Raw genomic sequence first — 26,489 nt, 5'->3', positions numbered from 1 at the left:
CACAACGGCCACCAGCCCCCGAACATGCGAGGCTTGGCCCATGGCCCGCATCGACTACTTCAACGACCCGGACGCCCCGAAGGCGAACAGCATCGTCCCGTCAGTAACCGCGGTGGCGGTCAACGAGGCCGGGGAAGTCCTACTCATCCACAAGACCGACAACAACCTCTGGGCTCTGCCCGGCGGCGGAGTCGACGTGGGCGAGTCTGCCCCAGACGCCGCCGTACGGGAGACGAAGGAAGAGACCGGCTTCGACGTCGAGGTCACGAGCCTGGTCGGCATCTACACCAACCCGGCTCACGTCATGGCGTACGACGACGGCGAGGTCCGCCAGCAGTTCTCGATCTGCTTCCGGGCCCGCATCGTCGGCGGCGAGCTGCGCACGAGCAGTGAGAGCAAGGAGGTGGCGTTCGTGGACCCGAGCCGACTCGACAGCCTGAACATCCACCCGTCGATGCGGATGCGGATCGATCACGGCCTGTCCGACGAGACCGATCCCCACATCGGCTAAGCAGCGAGGCGAGCGCGCGTCCGCTCGACGGCGGCCCCGAGGTACGGACGCGCCTTGCTGATCGCGTTGTGCACTTCGCTGCCCTCCGCGTACCGCTCCAGGATCTCGTCAATGCGGCGATCGAAGTCGAAGGACTGCCCGGCCGGGCCGGTCGTCATGTCCGCGTAGATCAGGGCATCGAGCACCGGGGAGTCCTCCCGCTCGTAGACGTCCAGCTCCGCAGTCAGCCCACGCTGTTCGGCCTCGTAGACAGCCCCGGAGTGGTGAGCGACCAGGCATACGAGCCGTGCCGGCGCCCCGAGCGATTCGAGATGCCGCGCACCATCGATCGGATGGAACCCCGTGTCCCGCAGCTCGGTCGCATAGCCGAGGTCATGCAGCCAGGCCGCAGCGACGAGTAGATCGCGATCCTCCTCGGGCACAGCCGCGGATGCCTCCTGGGCACGAGCCGCGACGGCCTGGGTGTGCAGCCAGCGGTTCCCGAGCGGGGGCAACAGCGACTCGGCCAGTTCGGCAGCGCCTTGGGGCGTGTCCAATCCAGAGGGCATAGGTCGCACGGTAGCCGAGACGGGCACGTAGCCGACAGCCCGGGAGTGTCCGTTCCGGATCATGGACGCGGTAGAACTTTCCCTACTCCATCAAGGCCCGCGCACGGCGCGGGCGCGCGCCGCCTCTACGGCGCGGCCCGCCTCCTGTCTTCGCCCCGGCTGGCCGCGCCCGGCGGCGCGCTCGGCGGCTGCGGGCATGAATTGGGGAGACACCCTCTGTGGCTGGGGCGGTCGGCTCCACGGCTTTAGGCAGCCACTTTGGGGCGAGCCTCTAAGATCTTGGCCCCAACGTCGTGCTTTAGCGGGCAGGTCCACAGACTGCCCGACTCGCCATCAGCTTACGGGGCCAAGATCACTCGCCCCAAAGCAGCTCCAGCCCAAAGCCGCTCCGCCAACCTTTGAGACCATACGAACAGCAAGGAATCTAAGAATTCCCATTGGCCGACTGAATACTCTCCAAAACTTCCTGTTCGACCAATCCGACCCCACCCTCCGCGATTCTACCTCGGGCAGACTTCAATCGATTGATTGTGTCTCGGATCTTCCTCCGCAGCACACGGCCCGGCAAATTCTTGTGCTCATCTCGCACTTGCTCTACTACTTGCATTATGTGCGGAGATACGCCTTCAAGGAAGGAAAGGTCCAACATAACTGGTAGCTCGCTGCGCAAATTCTTGGAGACCTGAGCCCTCGCCGGTCCGATCTCCAGATAGCGCAACAGGAAGTCAGGACTCATCACAGGAGACAATGGCGGGTCACCAACAAGCCTCCTCTTCAACAATTCGTTTACCTTGAAAGCCGTTCCATCGAGGGTAAGCCACCAGGAGTTGAATCCGAGCGGACCCTTGTTCTCTCGCTTACGCCTCTGAACTACCCCCAAGTAGCATTCCACATCATGATTCACCAGTATTTGTACTGTCGCGGGTGCGAACTTGTTCGTTCTGCGTTCACGTGCCTCATACCAGATCTCTTGTACAGCACCTCGAAGCTCGACACCCGCTGCGTCCGCCTCATCGGTTAGTTCCTGGATACGAATGCCATGCACTTCTTCTAGGTAGTCGGCGACATCTTCCAGAGGCTGCTCACTGCCACGGAAGTTCTCCAGCCAACTACCCAGTGCTGCGGCGTCTCTACCACTGGCAGCATGTGCCGCAGCTAGGAATGGAACGTCGCCATCCCAACGCATACCCTGTCCCGCTACACGCGCATACGCCAGCGATCGACGCATATGCGATGAAATCTCTTCCACAATTCCACTCGTAACGCGGAGCGAAATACTACAGTTGCGCGCAGCCTCCAACAATCGAGTAAAGGACCGATTCTCTTCGTCGGCCAGCTCCTCCGCCAGAACAGGGAGAATCAGGTTTGCATCCAACCAAATAACTCCCCCGCTGAACAACTTAACTACGGTCTTCTGCACGTCGGGAGTAGCCTGCAAGAGAGAGAAGAGCGTGTAGGACTCCAATCGACCCCGCATGTAATCGCGAGCAACACCGGCCGTATTATTCACAATCGAAGAGATTACATAAGAGACAATCTGCCGGGCCTTTTTTGATGGCGCTCTCTCTTTGTCCCTCATTGCGCGATCAATGAGGGGTTCTAGACTCTCGGACTGGTAGTCAGATACACGCGAAGAAACAAGCGCGTCCGCGAAAGACTTACCACGCTCAAGGAGGATTCTATCGAGCGCCGCCTCAACCAGATCACAGGCAGAGTTCAGTTCAGATGCCGAAAGGCTTTCTTTCTCCGTGATTGAGATTTCGGTCACTCGGTTCCGAACCTCCTCTCTGAACTTTTGCCGAATGAGAGCGTATGAGGTCATTCGATCTTTAAGCAATAGGGATGCATCGTGAGAGAGGCAAAATTCGTCTGTCCGTGACCAGTGACGGATGGCCCCCTTCGTCAATCGTTTGAGGGCACTGTCAACCAGTTCCGTATACTCGCGCCCAGCAGGGAGCATCGCACGGACACGTTCGTGCACTACCTCCCGAGTCACTCGGTTATCTGAATCGGTAGAGCGCAAGGCAGCTCTAACCAATGATTCAAAGCCAACCTTCGTCAGACCTTTATGGCGATCTTCATCACCAAAGGTTAGCTCCAAGAAGAGGGCTGCTTCTTGCTCTTCGCTGGTCGAAAGCGAAGGCAGCGCGGAACTTACACCCAGCGCTGAAGCCGCAAGCGGGTCCACCTTAATCTTAGCGAGCGACTCTGCTGCCTCTTCAGTCTGTGGATGCATATTGACTCGGTCCAAAAACCAGGACCGATCCCAAATGTCCAGAGAAAGCTTGTATTCTTTGCGAAGTCGCCGCTTAACGTCATCGCCCTTGGTGCCGACCTGCTGACTAGTTACATAGACCAACTCTCTGGCATCTGGAGCGGTCTTTTTCAACCTCTCCGCCGTCCTGAGAATTTTGCCTGAGAAATCAACAGTGACCGAGTACTGAAAGATGACCGTGTCATCATCTACCGGAGAGAACAAGCGCGCGTCCTTACCTCCATCTCCGCCGACAGAAGCAACGGTACGAAGCTCGCCGAACTCTAGAACGGCGAACGCTGAAGCGAGTTGTTCGAAGAGCGTCCCATCGTGGGCGCTTAGCTGCTTAAGCGCCAGCTCGAAACGGTCTCGGTGCATCGTTCCCCCTCCTGCCGGTTGGCTGAGTGAGCCTCAGCCAACCACCACTGTGTGCATAGGGTAATGGCGTCGATACCACCGCTCACGCGAAACGCCCTTCCGGGCCGTCCTAGGGCCGTGGAAGGGCGCTCAGCGTTGACCAACGTCGACAGCTACCGACAGCTCAGCAGCAGGTCAGGGCGTTGACCGGTAAGGCGACCGCAGGTCACGGCCACCGATGATCAGTTGTGGCTGTGCAGGATCTCGTTCAGGCCGCCCCACACCGCGTTGTTCGGGCGGGCCTCCACCGTGCCCGTGACCGAGTTGCGGCGGAAGAGGATGTTGGAGGCGCCGGAGAGTTCGCGGGCCTTGACGACCTGGCCGTCGGGCATCGTGACGCGGGTGCCCGCGGTGACGTAGAGGCCGGCCTCGACCACGCACTCGTCGCCGAGGGCGATGCCCACGCCCGCCTCGGCGCCGACCAGGCAGCGCTCGCCGATGACGATGCGGACGTTGCCGCCGCCGGAGAGGGTGCCCATCGTGGAGGCGCCGCCGCCGATGTCCGAGCCGTCGCCGACGACGACGCCCGCGGAGATGCGGCCCTCGACCATCGACGTGCCCAGCGTGCCGGCGTTGAAGTTGACGAAGCCCTCGTGCATGACCGTGGTGCCCTCGGAGAGGTGCGCGCCGAGGCGGACGCGGTCGGCGTCGGCGATGCGCACGCCCTTGGGGGCGACGTAGTCGGTCATGCGGGGGAACTTGTCGATGGACGTCACCTGGAGGTGCAGGCCCTCGGCGCGGGCGTTCAGGCGGACCTTCTCGACGTCGTCGACGGCGACCGGGCCCAGCGAGGTCCAGGCGACGTTGGCGAGGTGGGCGAAGATGCCGTCCAGGTTCTGGCCGTGCGGCTTGACCAGGCGGTGGGAGAGCAGGTGCAGGCGCAGGTAGACGTCGTGCGTGTCGACCGGCTTCTCGTCCAGCGAGGAGATGACCGTGCGGACCGCGACCACCTCGACACCGCGGCGGGCGTCCGGACCGGCCGCGGCGGTCGCTCCGCCGCCGAGCAGCTCGGCGGCCTCCTCGGCCGTCAGGCGCTGGGTGCCGGAGGGGCCGGGCTCGGCGGACAGTTGCGGGGCCGGGAACCAGGTGTCGAGGACGGTGCCGTCGGCGGCGATCGTGGCGAGGCCGGCGGCCACGGCGCCGGTGGTGCGGGGAGCAGTCGTGTCGGTCATGAGGGCAACCTAACCGGCCGCCACCCGCCGATGCGAGCCGACCCCGCGACCGTCTCGCCCCCCGGTCACGGGCACGGCGGACACAGTCGCGCCGCACACGGGCCGGGCGGTCACCAGCCCGGCGGTCACCGACCCGGCGGACACCAGCGGGCGGTCACCGACCCGGCGGACGCCGACCCGCGGACCCGGCCCCGCGGACACCGGCCCGACGGACACCGGCCCCCGCGGACACCGGCCGGCCGTCACCGACCCGGCGGACACGGCCCGGCGGTCACCGGCCAGGTGGGATCACCCGCCCCAGCACCTCGCGCGCGTACCCCTCGTCGTACGGCGTGTCCGTCAGCAGCACCTGGAGGCATATCCCGTCCAGCACGGCGACCAGGGCCCGCGCGGTGACCGGGTCGGTGCGGTCGGCGAGGAGCGCGCCGACGCCCTCGGCCCACTCCGCCGCCACCGGGCGCAGGGCGGGGCGGCGCAGGGCGGCGAGGTACAGCTCGTACTCCAGCTCCACGCCGGTGCGGTCGCCGGCCAGCCAGTCGCCTAGGACGCGGGCCAGTTCGCCGGGGAGGTCGGCGTCCGGGTCGGAGAGGCGCGGGTGCTCGGCGACGACCTTGGCGAAACCCTCGTTGGCCTGGCGCAGCGCCGCGACCAGCAGCTCGTCCAGGGTCGCGAAGTGGTACGTCGTGGAGCCCAGGGGCACGTCCGCCTCGGCGGCCACCGTGCGGTGGCTGAGCCCGGCGATGCCCTTGCGGCCGACGACCCGGATCGCCGCGTCGATGAGGCGCCGGCGGCGCTCCGGGTCGTAGCGGCGGGACATCAGTGCGCGCCGCCCAGGTTCAGGACGACGACCCCGACGATGATCAGCGCGATGCCGGCGGCCTTGGCCGCGGTCATCCCCTCGCCCATGAACGTCACGCCGATCGCGGCGATGGCCGCCGTGCCGACGCCGGCCCAGATGGCGTACGCGGTGCCGACGGCGAGGGTCTTCAGGGTCTGGGCGAGGAGGGTGAAGGAGAGGACGTAGGCGACCGCCGTCAGCAGCGACGGGCCGAGCCTGCTGAAGCCCTCGCTGTACTTCATGGCGGTGGTCCCGGCGACCTCGGCGGCGATGGCTCCGGCCAGGAGCAGGTATCCCATGTGTACGATCGTACATAACGAAGGGCCTGACGACACGAGAACGGCGACGCCCGATGGGCGTCGCCGTTCTGGGGAGCGGTGCGGCTCGGACTGCCTCAGACGTTGAAGCCGAGCGCCCGCAGCTGCTCGCGCCCGTCGTCCGTGATCTTGTCCGGGCCCCACGGCGGCATCCAGACCCAGTTGATGCGCAGCTCGCTGACGAGGCCGTCCGTGGCGGACTTGGCCTGGTCCTCGATGACGTCCGTCAGCGGGCAGGCCGCCGACGTCAGGGTCATGTCGATGGTCGCGATGTTCGCGTCGTCGATGTGGACGCCGTAGATGAGGCCCAGGTTGACGACGTCGATACCCAGCTCGGGGTCCACGACGTCCAGCAGGGCCTCGCGGACCTCCTCCTCGGAGGCCGGCTTCATTTCCACGGTCTCAGTCATGCCGTCGTCTCCTTCTCGGCGTCGGCGCCGTCCAGTGCCTGGGCCGTCGCGTCCTTCCAGGCCATCCAGCTCAGCAGGGCGCACTTGACCCGGGCCGGGTACTTCGAGACCCCGGCGAACGCGACCGCGTCCTCCAGGACCTCCTCCATCTCGTCGTCGGGCTCGATCCTGCCCTTGGACTGCATCAGCTCCAGGAAGGTCTCCTGGATCCGCCGCGCCTGGGCGAGATCCTTGCCGACCAGCAGGTCGTTCAGCACGGAGGCACTGGCCTGGCTGATGGAGCAGCCCTGGCCCTCGTAGCTGACGTCGCTGATCGTCGTGCCGTCGTACTTCACGCGCAGCGTGATCTCGTCGCCACAGGTGGGATTGACGTGGTGGACCTCGGCGTCGCCATCCCGCAAGCCCCGCCCGTGCGGGTTCTTGTAGTGGTCCAGGATGACTTCCTGGTACATGGAGTCCAGCTTCATGCTCGTCGCTCGTCCCGTCAGCCGAAGAAGTTCCGTACGTGCTCCAGACCGTCGACCAGGGCGTCGATCTCGGCCGGCGTGGAGTACAGATAGAACGACGCTCGGGTGGTCGCAGGAATTCCGTACCGCAGGCAGACGGGGCGGGCGCAGTGGTGGCCCACCCGGACCGCGATGCCCTGTTCGTCGAGGACCTGGCCCACGTCGTGGGGGTGGATGTCCCCCAGCGTGAAGGAGATCGCCGCGCCGCGCTCCTCGGCCGTGGTGGGGCCGATGATGCGCAGGTCGGGGACCTCGAGCAGCCGCTTGACCGCGTACTCGGTCAGCGCGTGCTCGTGCGCGAGGATCCGGTCCATGCCGATGGAGCCGAGGTAGTCGATCGCCGCGCCCAGACCGACCGCCTGGGCGATCGGCGGGGTGCCCGCCTCGAACTTGTGCGGTGCCGGGGCGTACGTCGAGGAGTGCATCGAGACGGTCTCGATCATCTCGCCGCCGCCGAGGAACGGCGGCAGGTCCTCCAGCAGCTCCTGGCGGCCCCACAGGACGCCGATGCCGGTCGGGCCGCACATCTTGTGGCCGGTGAAGGCCACGAAGTCGGCCTGGAGGGCCTGCACGTCCAGCGGCATGTGCGGCGCGGCCTGGGAGGCGTCGACGCAGACCAGCGCGCCGACCTCCTGGGCGCGGCGCACGATCGCCTCGACCGGGTTCTGGGTGCCCAGGATGTTGGAGACCAGCACGAAGGAGACGATCTTCGTCTTCTCGTTGATGACCTCGTCGATGTTGGACAGGTCGAGGCGGCCGTCGTCGGTCAGGCCGAACCAGCGGAGCTTCGCACCGGTGCGCTGCGCGAGCAGCTGCCACGGCACGATGTTGGAGTGGTGCTCCATCTCCGTGATGACGATCTCGGTCTCGTGGTCCACGCGGTACGGGTCGTCGGCCCAGCCCAGCATGTTGGCGACGAGGTTGAGGGACTCCGAGGCGTTCTTGGTGAAGATCACCTCGTCGCGGGAGGGCGCGTTGATGAACTCCGCGACCTTGTCCCGCGCGCCCTCGTACAGCGCCGTGGCCTCCTCGGCGAGGACGTGCACGCCGCGGTGGACGTTGGCGTTGTAGCGCTCGTAGTACTCGCTGAGCGCGTCCAGCACCTGTCGCGGCTTCTGGCTGGTCGCCGCGTTGTCCAGGTAGACGATCTTGCGCCCGTCGTGGACCTGGCGGTCCAGGATGGGGAAGTCCTTGCGGATCGCCTCGGTGTCGAGGAGGCCCGGCAGCTGTGTCACTCGGATGCGCCGCCCTTCGTGTATGCCTCGTAGCCCTCGGCCTCCAGCTTGTCGGCCAGCTCGGGGCCGCCGGACTCGGCGATGCGGCCGTTGGCGAAGACGTGGACGTGGTCGGGCTTGATGTAGCGCAGGATGCGCGTGTAGTGGGTGATCAGCAGGGTGCCCACCTCACCGGTCTCGCGGACGCGGTTGACGCCCTCGGAGACGACGCGCAGGGCGTCGACGTCGAGGCCGGAGTCGGTCTCGTCGAGGATCGCGACCTTCGGCTTGAGCAGTTCCAGCTGGAGGATCTCGTGGCGCTTCTTCTCACCGCCGGAGAAGCCCTCGTTGACGTTGCGCTCGGCGAAGGCGGGGTCCATGTTGAGGCGCTCCATGGCCTCCTTGACCTCCTTCACCCAGGTGCGCAGCTTGGGGGCCTCGCCGCGGACGGCGGTGGCGGAGGTGCGCAGGAAGTTGGAGACCGAGACGCCGGGGACCTCGACCGGGTACTGCATGGCGAGGAAGAGGCCGGCGCGGGCGCGCTCGTCCACGGACATCTCCAGCACGTCCTCGCCGTCGAGCAGGACGGTGCCGCTGGTGATCGTGTACTTGGGGTGACCCGCGAGGGAGTAGGCGAGGGTCGACTTGCCGGAGCCGTTCGGGCCCATGATGGCGTGCGTCTCGCCCTGCTTCACGGTGAGGTCGACGCCCTTGAGGATCTCCTTCGTGGCGTTGTCGGCCTCGACGGTGACGTGCAGGTCTCGGATTTCAAGCGTTGCCATGGGTGCCTCAGGACTCCTGGGTGAGGGAGACGAGCACGTCGTCCCCTTCGATCTTTACGGGGTATACGGGGACGGGGCGCGTCGCCGGAAGACTGTCGGGCTTGCCGGACCGGAGGTCGAAGCGCGAGCCGTGCAGCCAGCACTCGATGTGGCAGTCGTCGACCTCGCCCTCGGCCAGCGAGACGTTCGCGTGCGAGCAGATGTCGTGGATCGCGAACAGCTCGCCCTCGGTGTGCACGACGGAGATGGGCGTGCCGTCGAGTTCCACCCGCTTGGGGGTGTCCTCCTCCAGCTCGTCCGCTCCGCAGACGCGTACGAACGTCATGCGACCGACGCCTCCAGCTCTTCCTCGATCTTGGCGATCAGGCGCTCCTCGATGTCCGGGACACCGATCTGCTGGACCAGTTCGGCGAAGAAGCCGCGGACCACCAGGCGGCGGGCGTCGATCTCGGGGATGCCGCGCGCCATCAGGTAGAAGAGCTGCTCGTCGTCGAAGCGGCCGGTGGCGGAGGCGTGGCCGGCGCCGACGATCTCGCCGGTCTCGATCTCCAGGTTGGGGACCGAGTCGACCCGCGCGCCGTCGGTGAGGACGAGGTTGCGGTTCATCTCGTAGGTGTCGGTGCCCTCGGCCTTGGCCTCGATGAGCACGTCACCGATCCAGACCGCGTGCGCGTCGTCGCCCTGGAGCGCGCCCTTGTAGACGACGTTCGACTTGCAGTGCGGGACGTTGTGGTCGACCAGGAGGCGGTGCTCCTGGTGCTGGCCGGCGTCGGTGAAGTAGAGGCCGAACAGCTCCGCCTCGCCGCCGGGGCCCGCGTAGGCGACGCGCGGGTGCAGCCGGACCAGGTCGCCGCCGAAGGTGACGACGAACGACTTGAAGCCGGCGTCGCGGCCGATCAGCGCGTTGTGCTGGCCGACGTGCACGGCCTTGTCGTCCCAGTCCTGGACGGAGACGACGGTCAGCTTGGCGCCGTCGCCCAGGACGTAGTCGACGTTGGCGGCCAGGAGCGCGTCACCGGTGTGGTCGATGACGACCACGGCCTCGGCGAAGGCGCCCAGCTCGACGACCTGGTGGGCGTAGGCGGTGCCGCCCTCGCCGTGCACGGCGATGCGGATCGGCTCGGTGAGGACCGTCTCCTTGGGGACGGTGATCACGCCGGCCTTCTCGAAGGCCGAGTACGCCTGGGCGGCGACCCGGTCCACGGGGGTGCCGGCCCGGCCGATGCGCGCGTCGTCGCGGCCGACGGTCTCGACGACGACGCCCTCGGGCGCCTCGACGTCGACCCGCACGCCGTCGCCGGTGGCGACCGCGGTGCCGTCGTGCAGCCCGCGCAGCCGCTCCAGCGGCGTGAAGCGCCACTCCTCCTCGCGGCCGTGGGGGACCGGGAAGTCCGCCACGTCGAAGGACGCGGGCGCGCTCATGCGCGTGGCGACGGTCGACTCGGCGGCCACCGCGATCTGGCCCGCGGTGGTGGATCCCACGGGGATGTTCTGAGCCTCAGCCATGGCTGTCGGTCTGCTCTCTTCCTACGTCAGAAATCTGGCGACTGCTGGGGGCGGGTCTCAGCCGACCGCGCCTTCCATCTGCAGCTCGATCAGCCGGTTGAGCTCCAGGGCGTACTCCATGGGCAGCTCCTTGGCGATCGGCTCGACGAAGCCGCGCACGATCATCGCCATCGCCTCGAACTCGCTCAGGCCGCGGCTCATCAGGTAGAAGAGCTGGTCCTCGGAGACCTTGGAGACGGTCGCCTCGTGGCCCATGGACACGTCGTCCTCGCGGACGTCCACGTAGGGGTACGTGTCGGAGCGGGAGATGGTGTCGACGAGCAGCGCGTCGCAGAGGACGTTCGACTTGGAGCCGTGGGCGCCCTCGCCGATCTCGACGAGACCGCGGTAGGAGGTGCGGCCGCCGCCGCGCGCCACGGACTTCGAGACGATGTTCGAGGACGTGTTCGGCGCCATGTGGACCATCTTGGAGCCGGCGTCCTGGTGCTGGCCCTCGCCCGCGAAGGCGATGGACAGGGTCTCGCCCTTGGCGTGCTCGCCCATCAGGTAGACGGCCGGGTACTTCATCGTCACCTTGGAGCCGATGTTGCCGTCGATCCACTCCATGGTCGCGCCCTCGTACGCCACGGCGCGCTTGGTGACCAGGTTGTAGACGTTGTTCGACCAGTTCTGGATGGTCGTGTAGCGGCAGCGGGCGTTCTTCTTGACGATGATCTCGACGACCGCGGAGTGCAGCGAGTCCGACTTGTAGATCGGCGCGGTGCAGCCCTCGACGTAGTGCACGTAGGCACCCTCGTCGACGATGATCAGGGTCCGCTCGAACTGGCCCATGTTCTCCGTGTTGATACGGAAGTAGGCCTGGAGCGGGATCTCGACGTGGACGCCCTTCGGCACGTAGATGAAGGAGCCGCCGGACCACACCGCGCTGTTCAGCGAGGCGAACTTGTTGTCGCCGACGGGGATGACGGTGCCGAAGTACTCCTTGAAGAGCTCCGGGTGCTCCTTCAGGGCCGTGTCGGTGTCGAGGAAGATGACGCCCTGCTCCTCCAGGTCCTCGCGGATCTGGTGGTAGACGACCTCCGACTCGTACTGCGCGGCGACACCGGCGACGAGGCGCTGCTTCTCCGCCTCGGGGATGCCGAGCTTGTCGTAGGTGTTCTTGATGTCCTCGGGCAGGTCCTCCCAGGACTCCGCCTGCTTCTCCGTGGAGCGCACGAAGTACTTGATGTTGTCGAAGTCGATGCCCGACAGGTCCGAGCCCCAGTTCGGCATGGGCTTCTTCTCGAAGAGGCGCAGGCCCTTGAGGCGGAGCTTGGTCATCCACTCCGGCTCGTTCTTCTTCGCGGAGATGTCGCGGACGACGTCCTCGTTGATGCCGCGCTTGGCAGAGGCGCCGGCCGTGTCGGAGTCGGCCCAGCCGTATTCGTACTTGCCCAGGCCCTCGAGCTCGGGGTGGGCAGTCTCCGTGGGGAGAGTCATGCGGGGTTCCTCCCGGCCGTGCTTGCAGATGCGTTAGCGGTGTTCGTGGACGCGTGCGCCGTGTCCGGCGCGTGCGAAGTCTTCGGAATGAACGTGGTGCAGACCCCGTCGCCGTGGGCGATGGTCGCGAGCCGCTGTACATGCGTACCGAGCAGCTCGGCGAAAAATTCCGTCTCCGCCTCGCACAGCTGCGGAAACTGCTCTGCGACATGGGCGACCGGGCAGTGGTGCTGGCACAGCTGCTCGCCCTGCTGGGGGTGGGGTGCGTTCCGCGCGGTAGCAGCGTACCCGTCCGCGCTCAGGGCCCTGGCCAGCGCTTCGGTGCGCTTCTCGGGCGGGGCGGCCTCGACCGCCTTGCGGTACGCGCCCGCCTGGGCGGCGATCCGGGCGCGGGCGAAGGCGGCGATCGCCTGCTCCCCGCCCTCCCGCTCGGCGATCCAGCGCATGGCGTCGACGGCCAGCTTGTCGTACGACTGGTCGAAGGCGTCGCGGCCGCAGTCGGTGAGCGCGAAGACCTTGGCGGGCCGGCCACGCGTGCGCGTGCCGTAGACCCGCTGCTCGCGGGCCTCCACCACGTCGTCGGCGACCAGCGCGTCGAGGTGGCGCCGGACGGCGGCCTGGGTGAGCCCCAGACGCCCGGCGAGCTCGGCGACGGTGGACGGCCCGTGGTCCAGGACGGAGCGCGCGACGCGGTTGCGGGTGGACCGCTCACCGGTCGCGAGTTCCTCCTGCGGAGCCTCGCCAACGTTTTTCACAACGCCATTGTTGCGTAATTCCTCGGAACCGGGCAAGCCGCGTCCGGATCTTCGGACGGTGCCCTGCGTCACTTAGGTATACCTAATCTGACCTGCGGAAACGATCTTTGATCGATCAATTCGCTGGCGTTCCGAGCGGCCCTGCGGGACACTCCCCGGCATGCCCACACCCCCTCCGACCGGCCCACTCGTCACCCGCGGCACGATCGCCGCGGGGCTGCGCGAACTGGGTGTGCGGACCGGCGACACGCTCCTCGCGCACACCTCCCTCAGCTCACTCGGCTGGGTCTGCGGCGGGCCCGTCGCAGTCGTCCAGGGACTGCTCGACGCCCTCGGTCCGAGCGGCACGCTGGTGGTCCCGACCCAGACCGGCGACCTCTCGGACCCGGCCCTGTGGACCAGTCCCCCGGTGCCCGAGGAGTGGTGGGACACCGTGCGCGCCGCCACGCCGCCCTACGACCCGCTGATCACGCCCTCGCGCGGCGTCGGGGTGGTCCCGGAGACCGTGCGCACCTGGCCGGGCGCCCGGCGCAGCGCGCATCCGCAGACCTCGTTCGCCGCCCTCGGGGCACGCGCCGCCGAGGTGGTCGCGGACCACGCGACCGACTGCCGGCTCGGCGAGCGCAGCCCGCTGGCCGTGCTGGAGCGGCTCGGCGCCCGCGTCCTGCTGCTGGGCGCCGGCTACGAGGCGTGCACCGCGTTCCACCTCGCCGAGTACCGCACGCCCTCCCCGCTGGTGGAGGTGGGGCGCCCGGGAGTCGTGGGCTGGGAGCGGGTGACCGAGGTGTCGATCACCTCGGACCGCTTCGACGAGCTGGGCCACGACTTCGAACGCGACCGGCCGGTCATGCGCGCCACCCTCGGCGCGGCCCCCGCCCGCCTGTTCCCCCTCGCGGACGCGGTCGCCTACGCCGAACGGTGGCTGCCGCTGCACCGCCCGCGCGACTGAGGCCCCGCCGGGCGGGCTCCTCGCGGCACCCACGTTCCAGGACGCCACACCGGCCCCCACCCCTTGCGGGGGAGATCCCGCACCCCCGCGCCGGACAGTTCCGCCGCCTACCTAGACTCGTGACCCATGCGAAGCGAGCCCGTGGTCCAGGTGCAGGCCCTGGTGAAGCGGTACGGCACGAAGACCGCGGTGGACGGCCTGGACCTGGTGGCCGGGGCGGGGGTGACCGCCGTGCTCGGTCCCAACGGGGCCGGCAAGTCGACGACGGTCGAGACCTGCGAGGGATACCGCAGGCCGGACTCCGGGACCGTGCGCGTCCTGGGCCTCGACCCGGTGCGGCAGGGCGCCGAGCTGCGGCCCCGGATCGGCGTGATGCTCCAGTCGGGCGGCGTCTACTCCGGCGCCCGGGCCGAGGAGATGCTGCGCCACGTCGCGAAGCTGCACGCCCACCCGCTGGACGTCGCCGCGCTGGTCGAGCGGCTCGGCCTGGGTTCCTGCGGCCGGACGACGTACCGCAGGCTCTCCGGCGGGCAGCAGCAGCGGCTCGCCCTCGCGATGGCCGTGGTCGGGCGCCCGGAGCTGGTCTTCCTGGACGAGCCGACCGCCGGGCTCGACCCCCAGGCCCGCCGCGCCACCTGGGACCTCGTGCGCGACCTGCGCGGCGACGGCGTCTCCGTCATCCTCACGACGCACCACATGGACGAGGCCGAGCAGCTGGCCGACGACGTCGCCATCATCGACGCGGGCCGGGTCATCGCCCAGGGCTCGCCCGAGGAGCTGTGCCGCGGCGGCGCCGAGAACACCCTGCGGTTCACCGGCCGGCCGGGACTGGACGTGGCGTCCCTGCTCAAGGCGCTGCCCCCGGACTCGGCGGCGGCGGAGCTGACGCCGGGCTCCTACCGCGTCATCGGCAAGGTCGACCCCCAACTGCTCGCGACGGTGACCTCCTGGTGCGCCCAGCACGGGGTGATGCCGGACCGCATCTCGGTGGAGCGGCACACCCTGGAGGACGTGTTCTTGGAGCTGACCGGCAAGGAACTGCGCTCATGACGACGACCACGGGCCCGTACGCGCCCAAGCCCGGCGCCGCCCCCCTCGGGCGCATGATCGCGGCCCAGGCGGCGCTGGAGACGCGGATGCTGCTGCGCAACGGCGAGCAGCTGCTGCTGACGGTGATCATCCCGACGCTGCTGCTCGTCCTGTTCAGCACCGTGGACGTCGTCGACACCGGCACCGAGGACGCGGTCGACTTCCTCGCCCCCGGCGTGCTCGCGCTCGCCGTCATGTCCACGGCGTTCACCGGGCAGGCCATCGCCACCGGCTTCGAGCGCCGGTACGGGGTGCTGAAGCGGCTCGCCGCCTCGCCGCTCCCCCGCTGGGCCCTGATGGCCGCGAAGACGATGTCGGTGCTGGTCACCGAGGTGCTCCAGATCGTGCTGCTGACGGTGATCGCGCTGGCCCTGGGCTGGTCGCCGCACGGCAACCCGGCAGCCGTGCTGCTGCTCCTGGTCGCGGGCACCGCCGCCTTCTCCGGGCTCGGGCTGCTCATGGCGGGCACGCTGAAGGCGGAGGCCACGCTGGCCGCCGCCAACCTGGTCTTCCTGCTGCTGCTCGTGGGCGGCGGGGTGATCGTGCCCCTGGACAGGTTCCCGGACGCGGCCCAGGCCGTGCTGGGGCTGCTGCCCATCTCCGCCTTGTCGGACGGGCTGCGGGACGTGCTCCAGCACGGTGCCGGGATGCCGTGGGGGGACCTGGGGATCCTCGCCGTGTGGGCGGTCGCCGGGCTCGCGGCCGCCGGGAAGTTCTTCCGCTGGGAGTAGGGCCGTGCGTCCCGGACGGACCCTCGTGAAAGCGTGCACAAGCGGACCCCTACGATGGACGGCGTGCCAAACGTGACCCGCGCCGACGCCGCAGCCGCCGTGCGCAACCCGCTCGCCTTCATCGCCGCGCGCTGGACCCCGGATCCCCGGACCGTCCGGCGGGCGGCCCTCGTCGCCCTGATCATGTCGGTGGTCATCGTGGTCACCGGCGGCGCGGTGCGCCTGACCGGCTCGGGACTCGGCTGCCCGACCTGGCCCAAGTGCACCGACGACTCGCTCACCAACACCAGTGAGATGGGCGTCCACGGCGCCATCGAGTTCGGCAACCGCATGCTGACGTACGTGCTCTGCGCGGCGGTCGGCTGGGCGATCATCGCCGCGCGGTCGCAGAAGCCGTTCCGGCGCTCCCTGACCCGGCTGGGCTGGGCGCAGTTCTGGATCGTGATGGGCAACGCGATCCTCGGCGGCATCGTGGTGCTCGTCGGACTCAACCCGTACACGGTCGCCGCGCACTTCCTGCTGTCCAGCGCGCTGATCGCGGTCGCCACCGTGATGTGGCAGCGCACCCGGGAGGGCGACGCGGCGCCGCGGCCCCTGGTCGGGCGGCCCGTGCAGCAGATGGTGTGGGTGCTGACCGTCGTCTCCGTGCTGCTGATCGCGGTCGGCACGGTGGTCACCGGCGCCGGTCCGCACGCGGGCGACTCCAGCGAGGTCGAGCGGATGCCGGTCGACTGGGAGACGGTGAGCAAGGCGCACGCCGTGCTGGCGTGGATCGTGGTGACGCTGACGTTCGCCCTGTGGTTCGTGCTGAAGGCGGTCGACGCGCCCAAGGGCCCGCTGTCCCGTACCCGCGATCTGTTCCTGGTGCTGCTGGCCCAGGGCGTCATCGGCTACGTCCAGTACTTCACCGACCTGCCCGAGGTCCTGGTCGGACTGCACATGCTCGGCTCGTGCCTGGTGTGGATCGGCGTCCTTCGGGTGGTGCTGGCGCTGCGCGAGCGGGCGTGGGAGCCGGCGGCCGGGGTGCCGGGGCCCTCGGCGGAGGCGACGCTCAGCCGGGCCTGACCGCGCCCGCCGGGACCGGCTCCAGGCCGTAGACCCGGCCGGCGTTCCCCGACGCGATCATGGCCGCCACCCGCTGGGCGTCCCCCAGGGCCCACGCCCCCTCGGCCACCCAGGTGCCCAGCACCCGGCCGAGGGCCTCGCGGAACAGCCGGGCTGCCACCACGTGCAGCTCGGGCAGCCCCTGGGCGCCGCTGGAGAACAGGATCTTGCCGAAGGGCGCCAGCTCCAGGATCTCCGCGAGCACCGTCGCGGCCCGCGCGCCGGTGCGCACCAGGGCGGCGCCCGAGTCGGCGTAGACGTGCGGGAAGACGCCGGCCAGGTGGGCGGCGTGGCGGTGGTACGGGTAGCCGTGCAGCAGGACCAGGTCGGTGCCGAGGCCCGCGGTGGCCCGGACGAAGTCCGTGAGCAGGACCGGGTCGGTGCGGTCGATGCGCAGGCCCGGCTCGCCGAGGCCCGCGTGCAGCTGGAGCGGCAGTCCGGAGGCGACGGCGATCCAGAGCAGGTGCCGCAGCAGCACCGGGTCGCTCAGCTCCCCGCCCACCTCGCGCCCGGACAGCCAGCGCCCGGCGGCGCCGCGCACCTCACCGGGGCCGGGTGGTTCCGGGGCGAGCGCGAGTCCGTGCCGTACGCCCGCGACCGAGGTGAAGGCGACGGCGCCCGCGGCGGCGCCGTGCACGGCCTCGGCGAGGTTGGCGAGGAAGGACTCGACGGTGCCGGAGGTGTCGGCGACCTGCTCGGCCAGCAGTTCCAGGCGCACGATCTCGTGGGCCTCGGCGTCCGCGGCGGACGCCATCTCCCCCGGTCCGGTCAGGTCGCCGGGCAGCCCCGCGTCCACCAGGTAGGTGGTGATGCCGCTGCCGCGCAGCAGCCGGCGGTCGGCCTCCATGACGCCCAGCTCGCGGCGCCGGGCCAGGTAGCGGGCGGGCGCGCAGTGCGGTTCCAGGCCGAGCAGGGGCGGGCACCAGCGGCGTACCGCGAAGCCGGTCTGCGTGTCGAAGAGGGTGGTGCCCGGGGCGGGCGGTCCCTCGGTGCGGGCCAGCTGGGCCTCGAAGGTGCCGAGGCCCAGCTCGGTTCTCAGGACGCCGTGGCAGTACTGGTCCACCAGGGACGGCGTTTCGATCATCCGGACTCCCCCGTGACGGGACCGCGGGCCGTCGCGGCTCGTGCGCCGTACGGCTTCCTACGGTCCTAACGGGTGAACCCGGTCTCAGGTGTTGCTCGGGCCGCCGACCTGGATGCCGGCCATCCGCGACCACTCGTAGCGGCCCGTCGTCACCTTGGCGGCGAACTCGCCGTCGAAGTCCTCGTGGACGGTCAGCCCGGACTTCTCCACGGCCAGCCGGGCCGTCTCGTGCGAGCGCGCGACCAGGTCTCCCCAAGCGCCGTCCTCGCCCACGAGGACGATCCGGGCGCCGCGCTCACCGAGGTAGGCCACCTGGGCCTCGGCGCCGCCGTGCGCCTTGGAGAAGGAGTCGATCGACCGGGCGAGGCGCGCCACCCGGCGCTCGGTGCGGCGGTCGGCCTTCGCCTCCCCCTGCTGCGTGTCCACCTGCTGCGTGTCTGCCATGACCAGGATGCTACCGACGGGTAGATCGAACGGCGACGGGCGGGGTGCGTGGCATGGGCCACGCACCCCGCCCGTCGGACGGTCCGCGCAGGGGCGGTCAGCGCAGGAAGGGGTCCACCGCGATGGCGAGGAAGAGCACCGACACGTAGGTGATCGACCAGTGGAAGAGCCGCATCTCCTTGAGCTTGCCGCCCGTGACCTCGGCCTTGGCGCGGTTCTGGAGCCCGTGCGCCTCCCAGAGCCACATGCCGCCCGCCAGCAGGGCGACGGCGGTGTAGAACCAGCCGGTGTAGCCGAGCGGCGTCAGCAGCAGCGACACCGCGACCATCACCCAGCTGTAGATGACGATCTGCCGGGCGACGACCTTGTTGGAGGCGATGACCGGGAGCATCGGCACGCCCACGCGCGCGTAGTCCTCCTTGACCTTCATGGACAGCGGCCAGTAGTGCGGCGGCGTCCAGAAGAACATCACCCCGAAGAGGATGATCGGCGCCCAGGACATCGAGTCGGTCACGGCCGACCAGCCGATGAGCACCGGCAGGCAGCCGGCGATGCCGCCCCAGACGATGTTCTGCGAGGTGCGGCGCTTGAGGATCATCGTGTAGACGACGACGTAGAAGAGGAGCGCGCCGAGCGAGAGCCAGGCCGACAGCCAGTTGACGGTGAGGCCGAAGAGCAGCGTGGAGACGACCGCCAGGGTGATGCCGAAGACGAGGCATTCCACCGGGCTGACCATGCCGGTCACCAGCGGGCGCTGCGAGGTGCGGTCCATCAGCGCGTCGATGTCGCGGTCGATGTACATGTTGAGCGCGTTGGCGCCGCCGGCCGAGAGATAGCCGCCGACACACGTCAGCAGCACCAGTCCCAGGTCCGGAACACCCTGTTCGGCGAGGAACATCACCGGAACGGTGGTGATCAGCAGAAGCTCGATGATCCGCGGCTTGGTCAGCGCCACGAACGCCTTGACACGGGCCCCGAACGGCCGGTGACTCGGGCTCTGGTTCGTCCCGATAACCCCCGCAGGACGGGATTCAACGGCCGTCACGCACACCCCTGACAGAGACATCCCAGCAAGCCTCCCCGTGTGAAGTGGCGGTAAAGGCTCGCGCGTACCACGCCACTTTAGACGTTGGCCGTACCTCGGCCTTCGCGGGGGTGGGGTCGTGTTGGGAGAGGTGCTCCGACGTGCGTTCGGAGAGTCGATTGAGCGGTCAGATGAGCGGCGCCGTATTCACATGCCGAATGCGGTTTCGCCCAGTCGACAGGCGGATCGAGAAGAGTCCCGGCAGTCTGGTTTCCAGCGGAAAAACGCACGTACTTACGGGGGTAGGCTCGACAGCGGCCGGCCGGTCTCACGGACGCGCCGGCAGCCGGTGGGCGCCCACGCGCACCGGCATCCGACATGTGGAGAGGAGCCCTGACTCAGGGTGAGCACCAAGCCGACCACCACAGACCTCGAGTGGACCGAACTGGATCAGCGGGCCGTGGACACCGCCCGCGTCCTGGCCGCCGATGCCGTACAGAAGGTTGGCAACGGCCATCCGGGTACGGCGATGAGCCTGGCGCCCGCCGCCTACACCCTCTTCCAGAAGGTGATGCGGCACGACCCCGCCGACGCGAACTGGGTCGGGCGCGACCGCTTCGTGCTGTCCGCCGGCCACTCGTCCCTGACCCTCTACACCCAGCTGTACCTGGCGGGCTTCGGCCTGGAGCTGGCGGACCTGGAGTCCTTCCGCACCTGGGGCTCCAAGACCCCCGGGCACCCCGAGTACGGCCACACCACGGGCGTGGAGACGACGACCGGTCCGCTGGGCCAGGGTGTCGCCAACGCGGTGGGCATGGCGATGGCCGCCCGCTACGAGCGCGGCCTGTTCGACCCGGAGGCCCCCGAGGGCACCTCCCCGTTCGACCACTTCATCTACTGCATCGCCGGTGACGGCTGCCTCCAGGAGGGCATCTCCTCCGAGGCGTCCTCCCTCGCGGGCCACCAGAAGCTCGGCAACCTGGTCCTGCTGTGGGACGACAACCACATCTCGATCGAGGGCGACACGGAGACCGCCGTCTCCGAGGACACCTGCAAGCGCTACGAGGCGTACGGCTGGCACGTGCAGCGCGTCGCCCCGAAGCCGGACGGGGACCTGGACCCGAACGCGCTCTACGACGCCATCGAGGCGGCCAAGAAGGTCACCGACCGGCCGTCCTTCATCGCCATGCGCTCGATCATCGCCTGGCCCGCCCCGAACGCGCAGAACACCGAGGCGGCCCACGGCTCGGCGCTCGGCGACGACGAGGTCGCGGCCACCAAGCGCGTCCTGGGCTTCGACCCGGAGAAGTCCTTCGAGGTCTCCGACGAGGTCATCGAGCACACCCGCGGCGCCCTGGAGCGCGGCCGGGCGGCCCGTGCCGTGTGGGAGAAGGCCTTCCAGCAGTGGCGGGACAACAACCCCGACCGCGCCGCCGAGTACGAGCGCGTCGCCCGGGGCGAGCTGCCCAAGGGCTGGGAGGAGAAGATCCCGGTCTTCGAGACGGGCAAGGGTGTCGCCACCCGCGCCGCGTCCGGCAAGGTGCTCCAGGCGCTGGGCGCGTTCGTGCCCGAGCTGTGGGGCGGCTCGGCCGACCTGGCCGGCTCGAACAACACGACGATCGACAAGATGTCGTCCTTCCTCCCCGCGGGCAACCCGCTGCCCGAGGCGGACCCGTACGGCCGCACCATCCACTTCGGCATCCGCGAGCACGCGATGGCCGCGGAGATGAACGGCATCGCGCTGCACGGCAACACCCGCATCTACGGCGGAACGTTCCTGGTCTTCTCCGACTACATGCGCAACGCCGTGCGCCTGTCGGCGCTGATGCACCTGCCGGTGACGTACGTCTGGACGCACGACTCCATCGGTCTCGGTGAGGACGGCCCGACCCACCAGCCGGTCGAGCACCTGGCCTCGCTGCGCGCCATCCCGGGCCTGAACGTGGTCCGCCCGGCGGACGCCAACGAGACGGCGATCGCCTGGCGCGAGATCCTGCGCCGCTGGACGAAGGAGTTCGGCAAGGGCCAGCCGCACGGTCTGGCGCTGACCCGCCAGGGCGTGCCGACGTACGAGCCCGACGACGACGCGGCCAAGGGCGGCTACGTGCTGTTCGAGGCCGAGGGCGGCGACGCCGAGGTCGTGCTCGTCGCCACCGGCTCCGAGGTCCACGTCGCCGTGGAGGCCCGCGAGCGGCTCCAGGCCGACGGCGTGCCCACGCGCGTGGTGTCGATGCCGTGCGTGGAGTGGTTCGAGCAGCAGGACCAGGGGTACCGGGACAGCGTCCTGCCCCCGTCCGTGCGCGCGCGTGTCGCGGTGGAGGCCGGGATCGGCCTCACCTGGCACAAGTACGTCGGAGACGCCGGCCGCATCGTTTCCCTGGAGCACTTCGGTGCCTCGGCGGACGGCAAGGTGCTCTTCAAGGAGTTCGGCTTCACTGCCGAGAACGTGGCCGACGCCGCGCGGGAATCCCTCGCCGCGGCCCAGCGCTGACGCCCGTATACGACACGTAGGAGATGCATTTTCCATGACAGACGCACTCAAGCGCCTCTCCGATGAAGGCGTCGCGATCTGGCTGGACGACCTGTCCCGCAAGCGGATCACGTCCGGCAACCTCGCCGAGCTGATCGACCAGCAGCACGTCGTGGGCGTCACCACCAACCCGTCGATCTTCCAGAAGGCGATCTCGCAGGGCGACGGCTACGACCAGCAGCTCGCCGACCTCGCGGTGCGCGGGGTCACGGTCGAAGAGGCCATCCGCATGATCACCACGGCGGACGTCCGCGACGCCGCCGACATCCTGCGCCCGGTCTTCGACAACACCGGCGGCAAGGACGGCCGGGTCTCCATCGAGGTGGACCCGCGCCTGGCGCACAACACCCACGCCACGGTCGCCGAGGCCAAGCAGCTGGCCTGGCTGGTGGACCGGCCGAACACCTTCATCAAGATCCCGGCCACCGAGGCGGGCCTGCCGGCGATCGCCGAGACCATCGGTCTGGGCATCAGCGTCAACGTCACGCTGATCTTCTCGCTGGAGCGCTACCGCAAGGTCATGGACGCCTTCCAGACCGGCCTGGAGAAGGCCAAGGAGCGCGGCCTGGACCTCTCGCAGATCCACTCCGTGGCGTCCTTCTTCGTCTCGCGCGTGGACACCGAGATCGACAAGCGGATCGACGCGCTCGGCACCGACGAGGCCAAGGCCGCCCGCGGCAAGGCCGCCGTCGCCAACGCACGCCTCGCCTACCAGGCGTACGAGGAGCTGTTCTCCACCGACCGCTGGGCGGCCCTGGAGAAGGCCGGCGCCAACAAGCAGCGTCCGCTGTGGGCGTCGACCGGCGTGAAGGACAAGGCGTACAGCGACACCATGTACGTCACCGACCTGGTCGCGCCGAACACGGTCAACACCATGCCGGAGGCCACCCTGCTGGCCACCGAGGACCACGGCGAGATCACCGGCGACACCGTCACCGGCACCTACGAGCAGGCCCGTGCCGACCTCGACGCGGTCGAGAAGCTCGGGATCGCCTACGACGAGGTGGTGCAGCTCCTGGAGGACGAGGGCGTCGAGAAGTTCGAGGCGTCCTGGAACGACCTGCTCAAGTCCACGGAGGCGGAGCTCAAGCGCCTCGCTCCCTCGAAGGGCTGAGAATTGTCAAGCAGCAACCCGCTGCGTGACCCCGCAGACCGACGGCTCCCGCGCATCGCGGGGCCGTCGGGTCTGGTCATCTTCGGCGTCACCGGCGACCTCTCCCGCAAGAAGCTCATGCCCGCCGTGTACGACCTCGCCAACCGGGGTCTGCTGCCGCCGGGCTTCTCGCTCGTCGGATTCGCCCGCCGCGACTGGGAACACGAGGACTTCGCCCAGGTCGTGCACGACGCCGTCAAGGAACACTCCCGCACGCCGTTCCGCGAGGAGGTCTGGCAGCAGCTCATCCAGGGGATGCGCTTCGTCCAGGGCACCTTCGACGACGACGAGGCCTTCGAGCGGCTGCGCGGCACCATCGAGGAGCTGGACAAGGCCCAGGGGACGGGCGGCAACTTCGCCTTCTACCTCTCGGTGCCGCCGAAGTCCTTCCCGGTGGTCATCCAGCAGCTGAAGAAGCACGGGCTGGCCGACCAGTCCAGCGGTTCCTGGCGCCGCGCGGTGATCGAGAAGCCGTTCGGCCACGACCTGAAGTCGGCCGAGGAACTGAACGCCATCGTCCACGAGGTCTTCGGCTCCGACCAGGTCTTCCGCATCGACCACTACCTGGGCAAGGAAACGGTCCAGAACATCCTGGCGCTGCGCTTCGCCAACACGATGTTCGAGCCGATCTGGAACCGGTCCTACGTGGACCACGTGCAGATCACGATGGCCGAGGACATCGGCATCGGCGGCCGGGCCGGCTACTACGACGGCATCGGCGCCGCCCGCGACGTCATCCAGAACCACCTCCTCCAGCTGCTCGCGCTGACCGCGATGGAGGAGCCCGCCTCCTTCGACGCGGACGCGCTGGCCGCCGAGAAGACCAAGGTGCTCGGCGCGGTCCGGCTCCCCAAGGACCTGGGCCGGGACACCGTGCACGCCCAGTACGCGGCCGGGTGGCAGGGCGGCGAGAAGGCCGTCGGCTACCTGGAGGAAGAGGGCATCGACCCCAAGTCGAAGACCGACACCTACGCCGCGATCAAGGTCGGCATCGACAACCGCCGCTGGGCGGGCGTCCCCTTCTACCTGCGCACCGGCAAGCGCCTGGGCCGCCGCGTCACCGAGATCGCGGTCGTCTTCCAGCGGGCCCCGCACTCCCCCTTCGACACGACGGCCACCGAGGAGCTGGGCTCGAACGCGATCGTCATCCGCGTCCAGCCCGACGAGGGCGTCACCGTCCGCTTCGGCTCGAAGGTGCCGGGCACCTCGATGGAGATCCGGGACGTCTCCATGGACTTCGCGTACGGCGAGTCCTTCACCGAGTCCAGCCCGGAGGCGTACGAGCGCCTGATCCTGGACGTGCTGCTCGGCGACGCGAACCTCTTCCCGCGCACGGAGGAGGTCGAGCTGTCCTGGAAGATCCTCGACCCCATCGAGGTGTACTGGGACCAGCACGGCACGCCGGCCCAGTACCCGGCGGGCACCTGGGGCCCCGTCGAGGCGGACGACATGCTGGAGCGAGACGGACGGAGCTGGCGCCGCCCATGAAGACGGATCTCACGGACACCACCGCCAGCAAGATCAACAAGGCGCTGGTCCTCGGCCGCCGGGCCATCGGCACCCCGGCCATCGGCATGGTGCTCACCCTGGTCATCGTCACCGACGAGGAGAACGCCTACGACGCGCTGAAGGCCGCGAGCGACGCCGCGCACGAGCACCCCTCGCGCACCCTGGTCGTCATCAGGCGCATCTCGCGCTCGCCCCGGGACCGCACCCGGTCCCGGCTGGACGCCGAGGTGCGCCTGGGCGCCGACGCGGGCACCGGCGAGACGATCGTCCTGCGGCTGTACGGCGACGTCGTCGACCACGCCCAGTCGGTGGTCCTGCCGCTCCTGCTGCCGGACGCACCGGTCGTGGTGTGGTGGCCGGTGAACGCGCCGCTGGACCCGGCCCGGGACCCGCTGGGCGCCCTCGCCCAGCGCCGGGTCACCGACACCTACGCCTGCGAGGAGCCGATCCGGGAGCTGGTGGCCCGGGCCGACGCCTACGCGCCGGGCGACACCGACCTGTCCTGGACCCGCATCACGCCGTGGCGCTCCATGCTGGCGGCGGCCCTGGACCAGGTCGACTGCCAGGTGCAGGCGGTCGAGGTGGAGGGCGAGGAGTTCAACCCGAGCTGCGAGCTGCTGGCCATGTGGCTGGCGGACCGGCTGGACGTGCCGGTCAAGCGTTCCGCGTCGAGCGGTCCCGGTCTGACGGCGGTCCGGATGGACACCGACTGCGGTCCGGTCGTCCTGGACCGGGCCGACGGGTCGCTGGCCAACCTGTCGATCCAGGGACAGCCGTCCCGCGCGGTGGCGCTCAAGCGCCGCGACACGGCCGAACTGATCGCGGAGGAGCTGCGGCGCCTCGACCCGGACGACACCTACGCCTCGGCGCTGCGCTACGGGGTGGACCGGCTGAACTCCCCGGCCAAAGGGGAGTCCGGCGACCGGGGAGGCGCCGTCGCCGCGCCCGTCGGGACGGTCGCGAAGGCCCGCGCGAAGGACGCGGCGCAGGAGAAGACACCGGTGAGGAAGGCGGCGGCGAAGTGAGCGAGACCCCTCAGCTGGTGGTGCACCGCGACAAGGAGCTGATGGCCGAGGCGGCCGCGGCCCGGCTGATCACGAAGATCGTGGACGCGCAGGCCTCCCGGGGCAGCGCGTCCGTGGTCCTCACCGGCGGGCGCAACGGCAACGGTCTGCTCGCCGCGCTCGCCGGGTCCCCCGCGCGGGACGCCGTCGACTGGAGCCGTCTCGACCTGTGGTGGGGGGACGAGCGCTTCCTGCCGGAGGGCGACCCGGAGCGCAACGTCACCCAGGCGCGCGAGGCGCTGCTGGACTCGGTGCCGCTGGACCCGAAGCGGGTGCACGCGATGCCGGCGTCCGACGGCCCGCACGGCTCGGACGTGGAGGCGGCGGCCGCCTCGTACGCGCGTGAGCTGGCCGAGGCGTCCGTCCCGGAGAACCACGCCGCGGTGCCGTCCTTCGACGTCCTGCTGCTGGGCGTCGGCCCGGACACCCACGTGGCGTCGCTCTTCCCGGAGCACCCGGGCGTCCGGGAGGCGGAGCGCACGGTGATCGGCGTGCACGGCTCGCCCAAGCCGCCGCCCATCCGCGTCTCGCTCACCCTGCCCGCCATCCGCGCGGCCCGCGAGGTGTGGCTGCTCGCGGCGGGCGAGGACAAGGCGAACGCTGTCGCGATGGCCCTGTCCGGCGCGGGCGAGATCCAGGCACCGGCGGCAGGGGCGCGGGGCCGCGCCCGCACGCTGTGGCTCCTGGACGCGGCGGCGGCTTCGCAGCTGCCGCGGGACATGTATCCGCCGGCGTCGGCGTAGCGGCGGTGGCCCGGGCGACCGGGCCACCGCCCCCGTTCAGTCGCGTCCGCGCAGTTCCCGGTAGGCCGCCACCAGCGCCGAGGTGGAGGCGTCGAGGCCGGGCACGTCCGCGCCCTCGGTCAGGGCGGGCTCGACGCGCTTGGCGAGCACCTTCCCCAGCTCGACACCCCACTGGTCGAAGGAGTCGATGTTCCAGACGGCGCCCTGCACGAACACCTTGTGCTCGTACAGCGCGATCAGCTGCCCGAGGACGGACGGGGTCAGCTCGGTGGCGAGGATCGTGGTCGTCGGGTGGTCGCCGCGGAACGTCTTGTGCGGGACGAGTTCCTCCGGCACCCCCTCGGCGCGCACCTCGT

27 protein-coding genes are annotated in these 26,489 nt (G+C 69.4%); 10 read left to right on the top strand and 17 right to left on the bottom strand.

Going from position 1 to position 26,489, the window contains the following annotated elements; translation table 11 throughout:
• The first annotated feature begins 40 nt into the window (after nucleotides 1–40).
• Entirely contained in the window at nucleotides 41–511 is a 471-nt protein-coding gene (locus IE108_RS29805; protein WP_064727274.1) for an NUDIX hydrolase, read from the top strand.
• Here IE108_RS29805 and IE108_RS29800 read toward each other — a convergent pair.
• The 13 genes from IE108_RS29800 to IE108_RS29740 all read right to left on the bottom strand — a co-directional run bounded on the left by IE108_RS29800 (nucleotide 508) and on the right by IE108_RS29740 (nucleotide 12,709).
• Nucleotides 508–1,059 carry an HDIG domain-containing metalloprotein gene (locus IE108_RS29800; RefSeq protein ID WP_064727275.1) on the bottom strand — a complete coding sequence of 184 codons (552 nt, stop codon included), beginning with the start codon at nucleotides 1,057–1,059 and terminating at the stop codon, nucleotides 508–510. The two genes, IE108_RS29805 and IE108_RS29800, sit on opposite strands and share 4 nt — an antisense overlap.
• Before the next feature lie 424 nt (nucleotides 1,060–1,483).
• Complete coding sequence (locus IE108_RS29795) at nucleotides 1,484–3,691, bottom strand: hypothetical protein (protein ID WP_159394597.1); 2,208 nt, start codon at nucleotides 3,689–3,691, stop codon at nucleotides 1,484–1,486.
• Between the two features lie 221 nt (nucleotides 3,692–3,912).
• Nucleotides 3,913–4,902 (bottom strand): 2,3,4,5-tetrahydropyridine-2,6-dicarboxylate N-succinyltransferase, encoded by a 990-nt coding sequence (gene dapD / locus IE108_RS29790; protein WP_064727276.1) that lies wholly within the window; start codon nucleotides 4,900–4,902, stop codon nucleotides 3,913–3,915.
• Nucleotides 4,903–5,173: 271 nt separating this feature from the next.
• Nucleotides 5,174–5,719: a TetR/AcrR family transcriptional regulator gene (locus tag IE108_RS29785; protein ID WP_064727277.1), complete on the bottom strand. Its 546-nt coding sequence runs from the start codon at nucleotides 5,717–5,719 to the stop codon at nucleotides 5,174–5,176.
• Nucleotides 5,719–6,039 carry a DMT family transporter gene (locus IE108_RS29780; protein WP_064727278.1) on the bottom strand — a complete coding sequence of 107 codons (321 nt, stop codon included), beginning with the start codon at nucleotides 6,037–6,039 and terminating at the stop codon, nucleotides 5,719–5,721. Before IE108_RS29780 ends, IE108_RS29785 begins: the two co-directional genes overlap by 1 nt.
• 95 nt (nucleotides 6,040–6,134) lie before the next feature.
• Nucleotides 6,135–6,467, bottom strand: a complete 333-nt coding sequence (locus tag IE108_RS29775; protein WP_064727279.1) for a metal-sulfur cluster assembly factor — start codon at nucleotides 6,465–6,467, stop codon at nucleotides 6,135–6,137.
• A complete protein-coding gene (gene sufU, locus IE108_RS29770) occupies nucleotides 6,464–6,934 on the bottom strand; it encodes a Fe-S cluster assembly sulfur transfer protein SufU (RefSeq protein WP_064727280.1) in 471 nt (156 codons plus the stop codon). The genes IE108_RS29775 and sufU overlap by 4 nt, the downstream gene beginning before the upstream one ends.
• A 17-nt stretch (nucleotides 6,935–6,951) precedes the next feature.
• The gene (locus tag IE108_RS29765) at nucleotides 6,952–8,208 is read right to left on the bottom strand and encodes a cysteine desulfurase (RefSeq protein WP_064727281.1); all 1,257 of its coding nucleotides are present in this window, start codon (nucleotides 8,206–8,208) and stop codon (nucleotides 6,952–6,954) included.
• The gene (sufC, locus tag IE108_RS29760; protein ID WP_064727283.1) at nucleotides 8,205–8,969 is read right to left on the bottom strand and encodes a Fe-S cluster assembly ATPase SufC; all 765 of its coding nucleotides are present in this window, start codon (nucleotides 8,967–8,969) and stop codon (nucleotides 8,205–8,207) included. Before sufC ends, IE108_RS29765 begins: the two co-directional genes overlap by 4 nt.
• Nucleotides 8,970–8,976: 7 nt before the next feature.
• Nucleotides 8,977–9,294: a non-heme iron oxygenase ferredoxin subunit gene (locus IE108_RS29755; protein WP_064727285.1), complete on the bottom strand. Its 318-nt coding sequence runs from the start codon at nucleotides 9,292–9,294 to the stop codon at nucleotides 8,977–8,979.
• Nucleotides 9,291–10,475 carry a Fe-S cluster assembly protein SufD gene (gene sufD / locus IE108_RS29750; protein WP_064727286.1) on the bottom strand — a complete coding sequence of 395 codons (1,185 nt, stop codon included), beginning with the start codon at nucleotides 10,473–10,475 and terminating at the stop codon, nucleotides 9,291–9,293. Before sufD ends, IE108_RS29755 begins: the two co-directional genes overlap by 4 nt.
• Nucleotides 10,476–10,532: 57 nt before the next feature.
• Nucleotides 10,533–11,954 carry a Fe-S cluster assembly protein SufB gene (gene sufB / locus IE108_RS29745; RefSeq protein ID WP_003976894.1) on the bottom strand — a complete coding sequence of 474 codons (1,422 nt, stop codon included), beginning with the start codon at nucleotides 11,952–11,954 and terminating at the stop codon, nucleotides 10,533–10,535.
• Nucleotides 11,951–12,709 (bottom strand): helix-turn-helix transcriptional regulator, encoded by a 759-nt coding sequence (locus IE108_RS29740; protein ID WP_114531890.1) that lies wholly within the window; start codon nucleotides 12,707–12,709, stop codon nucleotides 11,951–11,953. Before IE108_RS29740 ends, sufB begins: the two co-directional genes overlap by 4 nt.
• A 160-nt stretch (nucleotides 12,710–12,869) precedes the next feature.
• Between IE108_RS29740 and IE108_RS29735 the strand changes: the two genes are divergently transcribed.
• The 4 genes from IE108_RS29735 to IE108_RS29720 all read left to right on the top strand — a co-directional run bounded on the left by IE108_RS29735 (nucleotide 12,870) and on the right by IE108_RS29720 (nucleotide 16,543).
• Nucleotides 12,870–13,658 carry an AAC(3) family N-acetyltransferase gene (locus tag IE108_RS29735; RefSeq protein ID WP_064727289.1) on the top strand — a complete coding sequence of 263 codons (789 nt, stop codon included), beginning with the start codon at nucleotides 12,870–12,872 and terminating at the stop codon, nucleotides 13,656–13,658.
• A 126-nt stretch (nucleotides 13,659–13,784) separates the two neighbouring features.
• Nucleotides 13,785–14,708, top strand: coding sequence for an ABC transporter ATP-binding protein (locus IE108_RS29730; protein ID WP_064727290.1), 924 nt, complete (start codon nucleotides 13,785–13,787; stop codon nucleotides 14,706–14,708).
• Nucleotides 14,705–15,478: an ABC transporter permease gene (locus tag IE108_RS29725; protein WP_064727292.1), complete on the top strand. Its 774-nt coding sequence runs from the start codon at nucleotides 14,705–14,707 to the stop codon at nucleotides 15,476–15,478. The genes IE108_RS29730 and IE108_RS29725 overlap by 4 nt, the downstream gene beginning before the upstream one ends.
• A 54-nt stretch (nucleotides 15,479–15,532) precedes the next feature.
• Nucleotides 15,533–16,543 carry a COX15/CtaA family protein gene (locus tag IE108_RS29720; protein WP_064727293.1) on the top strand — a complete coding sequence of 337 codons (1,011 nt, stop codon included), beginning with the start codon at nucleotides 15,533–15,535 and terminating at the stop codon, nucleotides 16,541–16,543.
• On the opposite strand, the gene IE108_RS29715 is transcribed toward IE108_RS29720, so the two are convergent.
• The 3 genes from IE108_RS29715 to IE108_RS29705 form a co-directional block, all read right to left on the bottom strand.
• Nucleotides 16,530–17,666: an amidohydrolase family protein gene (locus IE108_RS29715; RefSeq protein ID WP_064727295.1), complete on the bottom strand. Its 1,137-nt coding sequence runs from the start codon at nucleotides 17,664–17,666 to the stop codon at nucleotides 16,530–16,532. The two genes, IE108_RS29720 and IE108_RS29715, sit on opposite strands and share 14 nt — an antisense overlap.
• Before the next feature lie 84 nt (nucleotides 17,667–17,750).
• Nucleotides 17,751–18,110 carry a hypothetical protein gene (locus tag IE108_RS29710; protein WP_064727297.1) on the bottom strand — a complete coding sequence of 120 codons (360 nt, stop codon included), beginning with the start codon at nucleotides 18,108–18,110 and terminating at the stop codon, nucleotides 17,751–17,753.
• Nucleotides 18,111–18,207: 97 nt separating this feature from the next.
• Nucleotides 18,208–19,161: a heme o synthase gene (locus IE108_RS29705; protein ID WP_079163473.1), complete on the bottom strand. Its 954-nt coding sequence runs from the start codon at nucleotides 19,159–19,161 to the stop codon at nucleotides 18,208–18,210.
• Nucleotides 19,162–19,537: 376 nt separating this feature from the next.
• Here IE108_RS29705 and tkt point away from each other — a divergent pair, with 376 nt between their 5' ends.
• The 5 genes from tkt to pgl are packed head-to-tail and all read left to right on the top strand — an operon-like array spanning nucleotide 19,538 to nucleotide 26,133.
• Nucleotides 19,538–21,625, top strand: coding sequence for a transketolase (tkt, locus tag IE108_RS29700; protein ID WP_064727299.1), 2,088 nt, complete (start codon nucleotides 19,538–19,540; stop codon nucleotides 21,623–21,625).
• A gap of 34 nt (nucleotides 21,626–21,659) precedes the next feature.
• Entirely contained in the window at nucleotides 21,660–22,778 is a 1,119-nt protein-coding gene (tal, locus tag IE108_RS29695; protein WP_064727300.1) for a transaldolase, read from the top strand.
• Between the two features lie 3 nt (nucleotides 22,779–22,781).
• A complete protein-coding gene (zwf, locus tag IE108_RS29690) occupies nucleotides 22,782–24,305 on the top strand; it encodes a glucose-6-phosphate dehydrogenase (protein WP_064727301.1) in 1,524 nt (507 codons plus the stop codon).
• Nucleotides 24,302–25,351 (top strand): glucose-6-phosphate dehydrogenase assembly protein OpcA, encoded by a 1,050-nt coding sequence (opcA, locus tag IE108_RS29685; RefSeq protein WP_064727302.1) that lies wholly within the window; start codon nucleotides 24,302–24,304, stop codon nucleotides 25,349–25,351. Before zwf ends, opcA begins: the two co-directional genes overlap by 4 nt.
• Complete coding sequence (gene pgl / locus IE108_RS29680) at nucleotides 25,348–26,133, top strand: 6-phosphogluconolactonase (RefSeq protein ID WP_079163474.1); 786 nt, start codon at nucleotides 25,348–25,350, stop codon at nucleotides 26,131–26,133. Before opcA ends, pgl begins: the two co-directional genes overlap by 4 nt.
• A gap of 36 nt (nucleotides 26,134–26,169) precedes the next feature.
• Here pgl and IE108_RS29675 read toward each other — a convergent pair.
• The coding region (locus IE108_RS29675; protein ID WP_506410176.1) for a phosphoglucose isomerase-related protein at nucleotides 26,170–26,489 on the bottom strand (320 nt) is incomplete at its 5' end.

This window comes from Streptomyces parvulus, from assembly GCF_014648855.1.
Lineage (GTDB): Bacteria > Actinomycetota > Actinomycetes > Streptomycetales > Streptomycetaceae > Streptomyces > Streptomyces parvulus.
The sequence above is the reverse complement of the archived record's forward strand: the minus strand, read 5'-3'. Positions and strand labels throughout refer to the sequence as shown.

What these genes read in the sequence shown, in the direction of transcription:
- IE108_RS29805 (WP_064727274.1), top strand. Translation starts at nt 41, where the DNA reads ATGGCCCGCATCGACTACTTCAACGACCCGGACGCCCCGAAGGCGAAC.
- IE108_RS29800 (WP_064727275.1), bottom strand. Translation starts at nt 1,059, where the DNA reads ATGCCCTCTGGATTGGACACGCCCCAAGGCGCTGCCGAACTGGCCGAG.
- IE108_RS29795 (WP_159394597.1), bottom strand. Translation starts at nt 3,691, where the DNA reads ATGCACCGAGACCGTTTCGAGCTGGCGCTTAAGCAGCTAAGCGCCCAC.
- dapD (WP_064727276.1), bottom strand. Translation starts at nt 4,902, where the DNA reads ATGACCGACACGACTGCTCCCCGCACCACCGGCGCCGTGGCCGCCGGC.
- IE108_RS29785 (WP_064727277.1), bottom strand. Translation starts at nt 5,719, where the DNA reads ATGTCCCGCCGCTACGACCCGGAGCGCCGCCGGCGCCTCATCGACGCG.
- IE108_RS29780 (WP_064727278.1), bottom strand. Translation starts at nt 6,039, where the DNA reads ATGGGATACCTGCTCCTGGCCGGAGCCATCGCCGCCGAGGTCGCCGGG.
- IE108_RS29775 (WP_064727279.1), bottom strand. Translation starts at nt 6,467, where the DNA reads ATGACTGAGACCGTGGAAATGAAGCCGGCCTCCGAGGAGGAGGTCCGC.
- sufU (WP_064727280.1), bottom strand. Translation starts at nt 6,934, where the DNA reads ATGAAGCTGGACTCCATGTACCAGGAAGTCATCCTGGACCACTACAAG.
- sufC (WP_064727283.1), bottom strand. Translation starts at nt 8,969, where the DNA reads ATGGCAACGCTTGAAATCCGAGACCTGCACGTCACCGTCGAGGCCGAC.
- IE108_RS29755 (WP_064727285.1), bottom strand. Translation starts at nt 9,294, where the DNA reads ATGACGTTCGTACGCGTCTGCGGAGCGGACGAGCTGGAGGAGGACACC.
- sufD (WP_064727286.1), bottom strand. Translation starts at nt 10,475, where the DNA reads ATGGCTGAGGCTCAGAACATCCCCGTGGGATCCACCACCGCGGGCCAG.
- sufB (WP_003976894.1), bottom strand. Translation starts at nt 11,954, where the DNA reads ATGACTCTCCCCACGGAGACTGCCCACCCCGAGCTCGAGGGCCTGGGC.
- IE108_RS29735 (WP_064727289.1), top strand. Translation starts at nt 12,870, where the DNA reads ATGCCCACACCCCCTCCGACCGGCCCACTCGTCACCCGCGGCACGATC.
- IE108_RS29730 (WP_064727290.1), top strand. Translation starts at nt 13,785, where the DNA reads ATGCGAAGCGAGCCCGTGGTCCAGGTGCAGGCCCTGGTGAAGCGGTAC.
- IE108_RS29725 (WP_064727292.1), top strand. Translation starts at nt 14,705, where the DNA reads ATGACGACGACCACGGGCCCGTACGCGCCCAAGCCCGGCGCCGCCCCC.
- IE108_RS29720 (WP_064727293.1), top strand. Translation starts at nt 15,533, where the DNA reads ATGGACGGCGTGCCAAACGTGACCCGCGCCGACGCCGCAGCCGCCGTG.
- IE108_RS29715 (WP_064727295.1), bottom strand. Translation starts at nt 17,666, where the DNA reads ATGATCGAAACGCCGTCCCTGGTGGACCAGTACTGCCACGGCGTCCTG.
- IE108_RS29710 (WP_064727297.1), bottom strand. Translation starts at nt 18,110, where the DNA reads ATGGCAGACACGCAGCAGGTGGACACGCAGCAGGGGGAGGCGAAGGCC.
- tal (WP_064727300.1), top strand. Translation starts at nt 21,660, where the DNA reads ATGACAGACGCACTCAAGCGCCTCTCCGATGAAGGCGTCGCGATCTGG.
- opcA (WP_064727302.1), top strand. Translation starts at nt 24,302, where the DNA reads ATGAAGACGGATCTCACGGACACCACCGCCAGCAAGATCAACAAGGCG.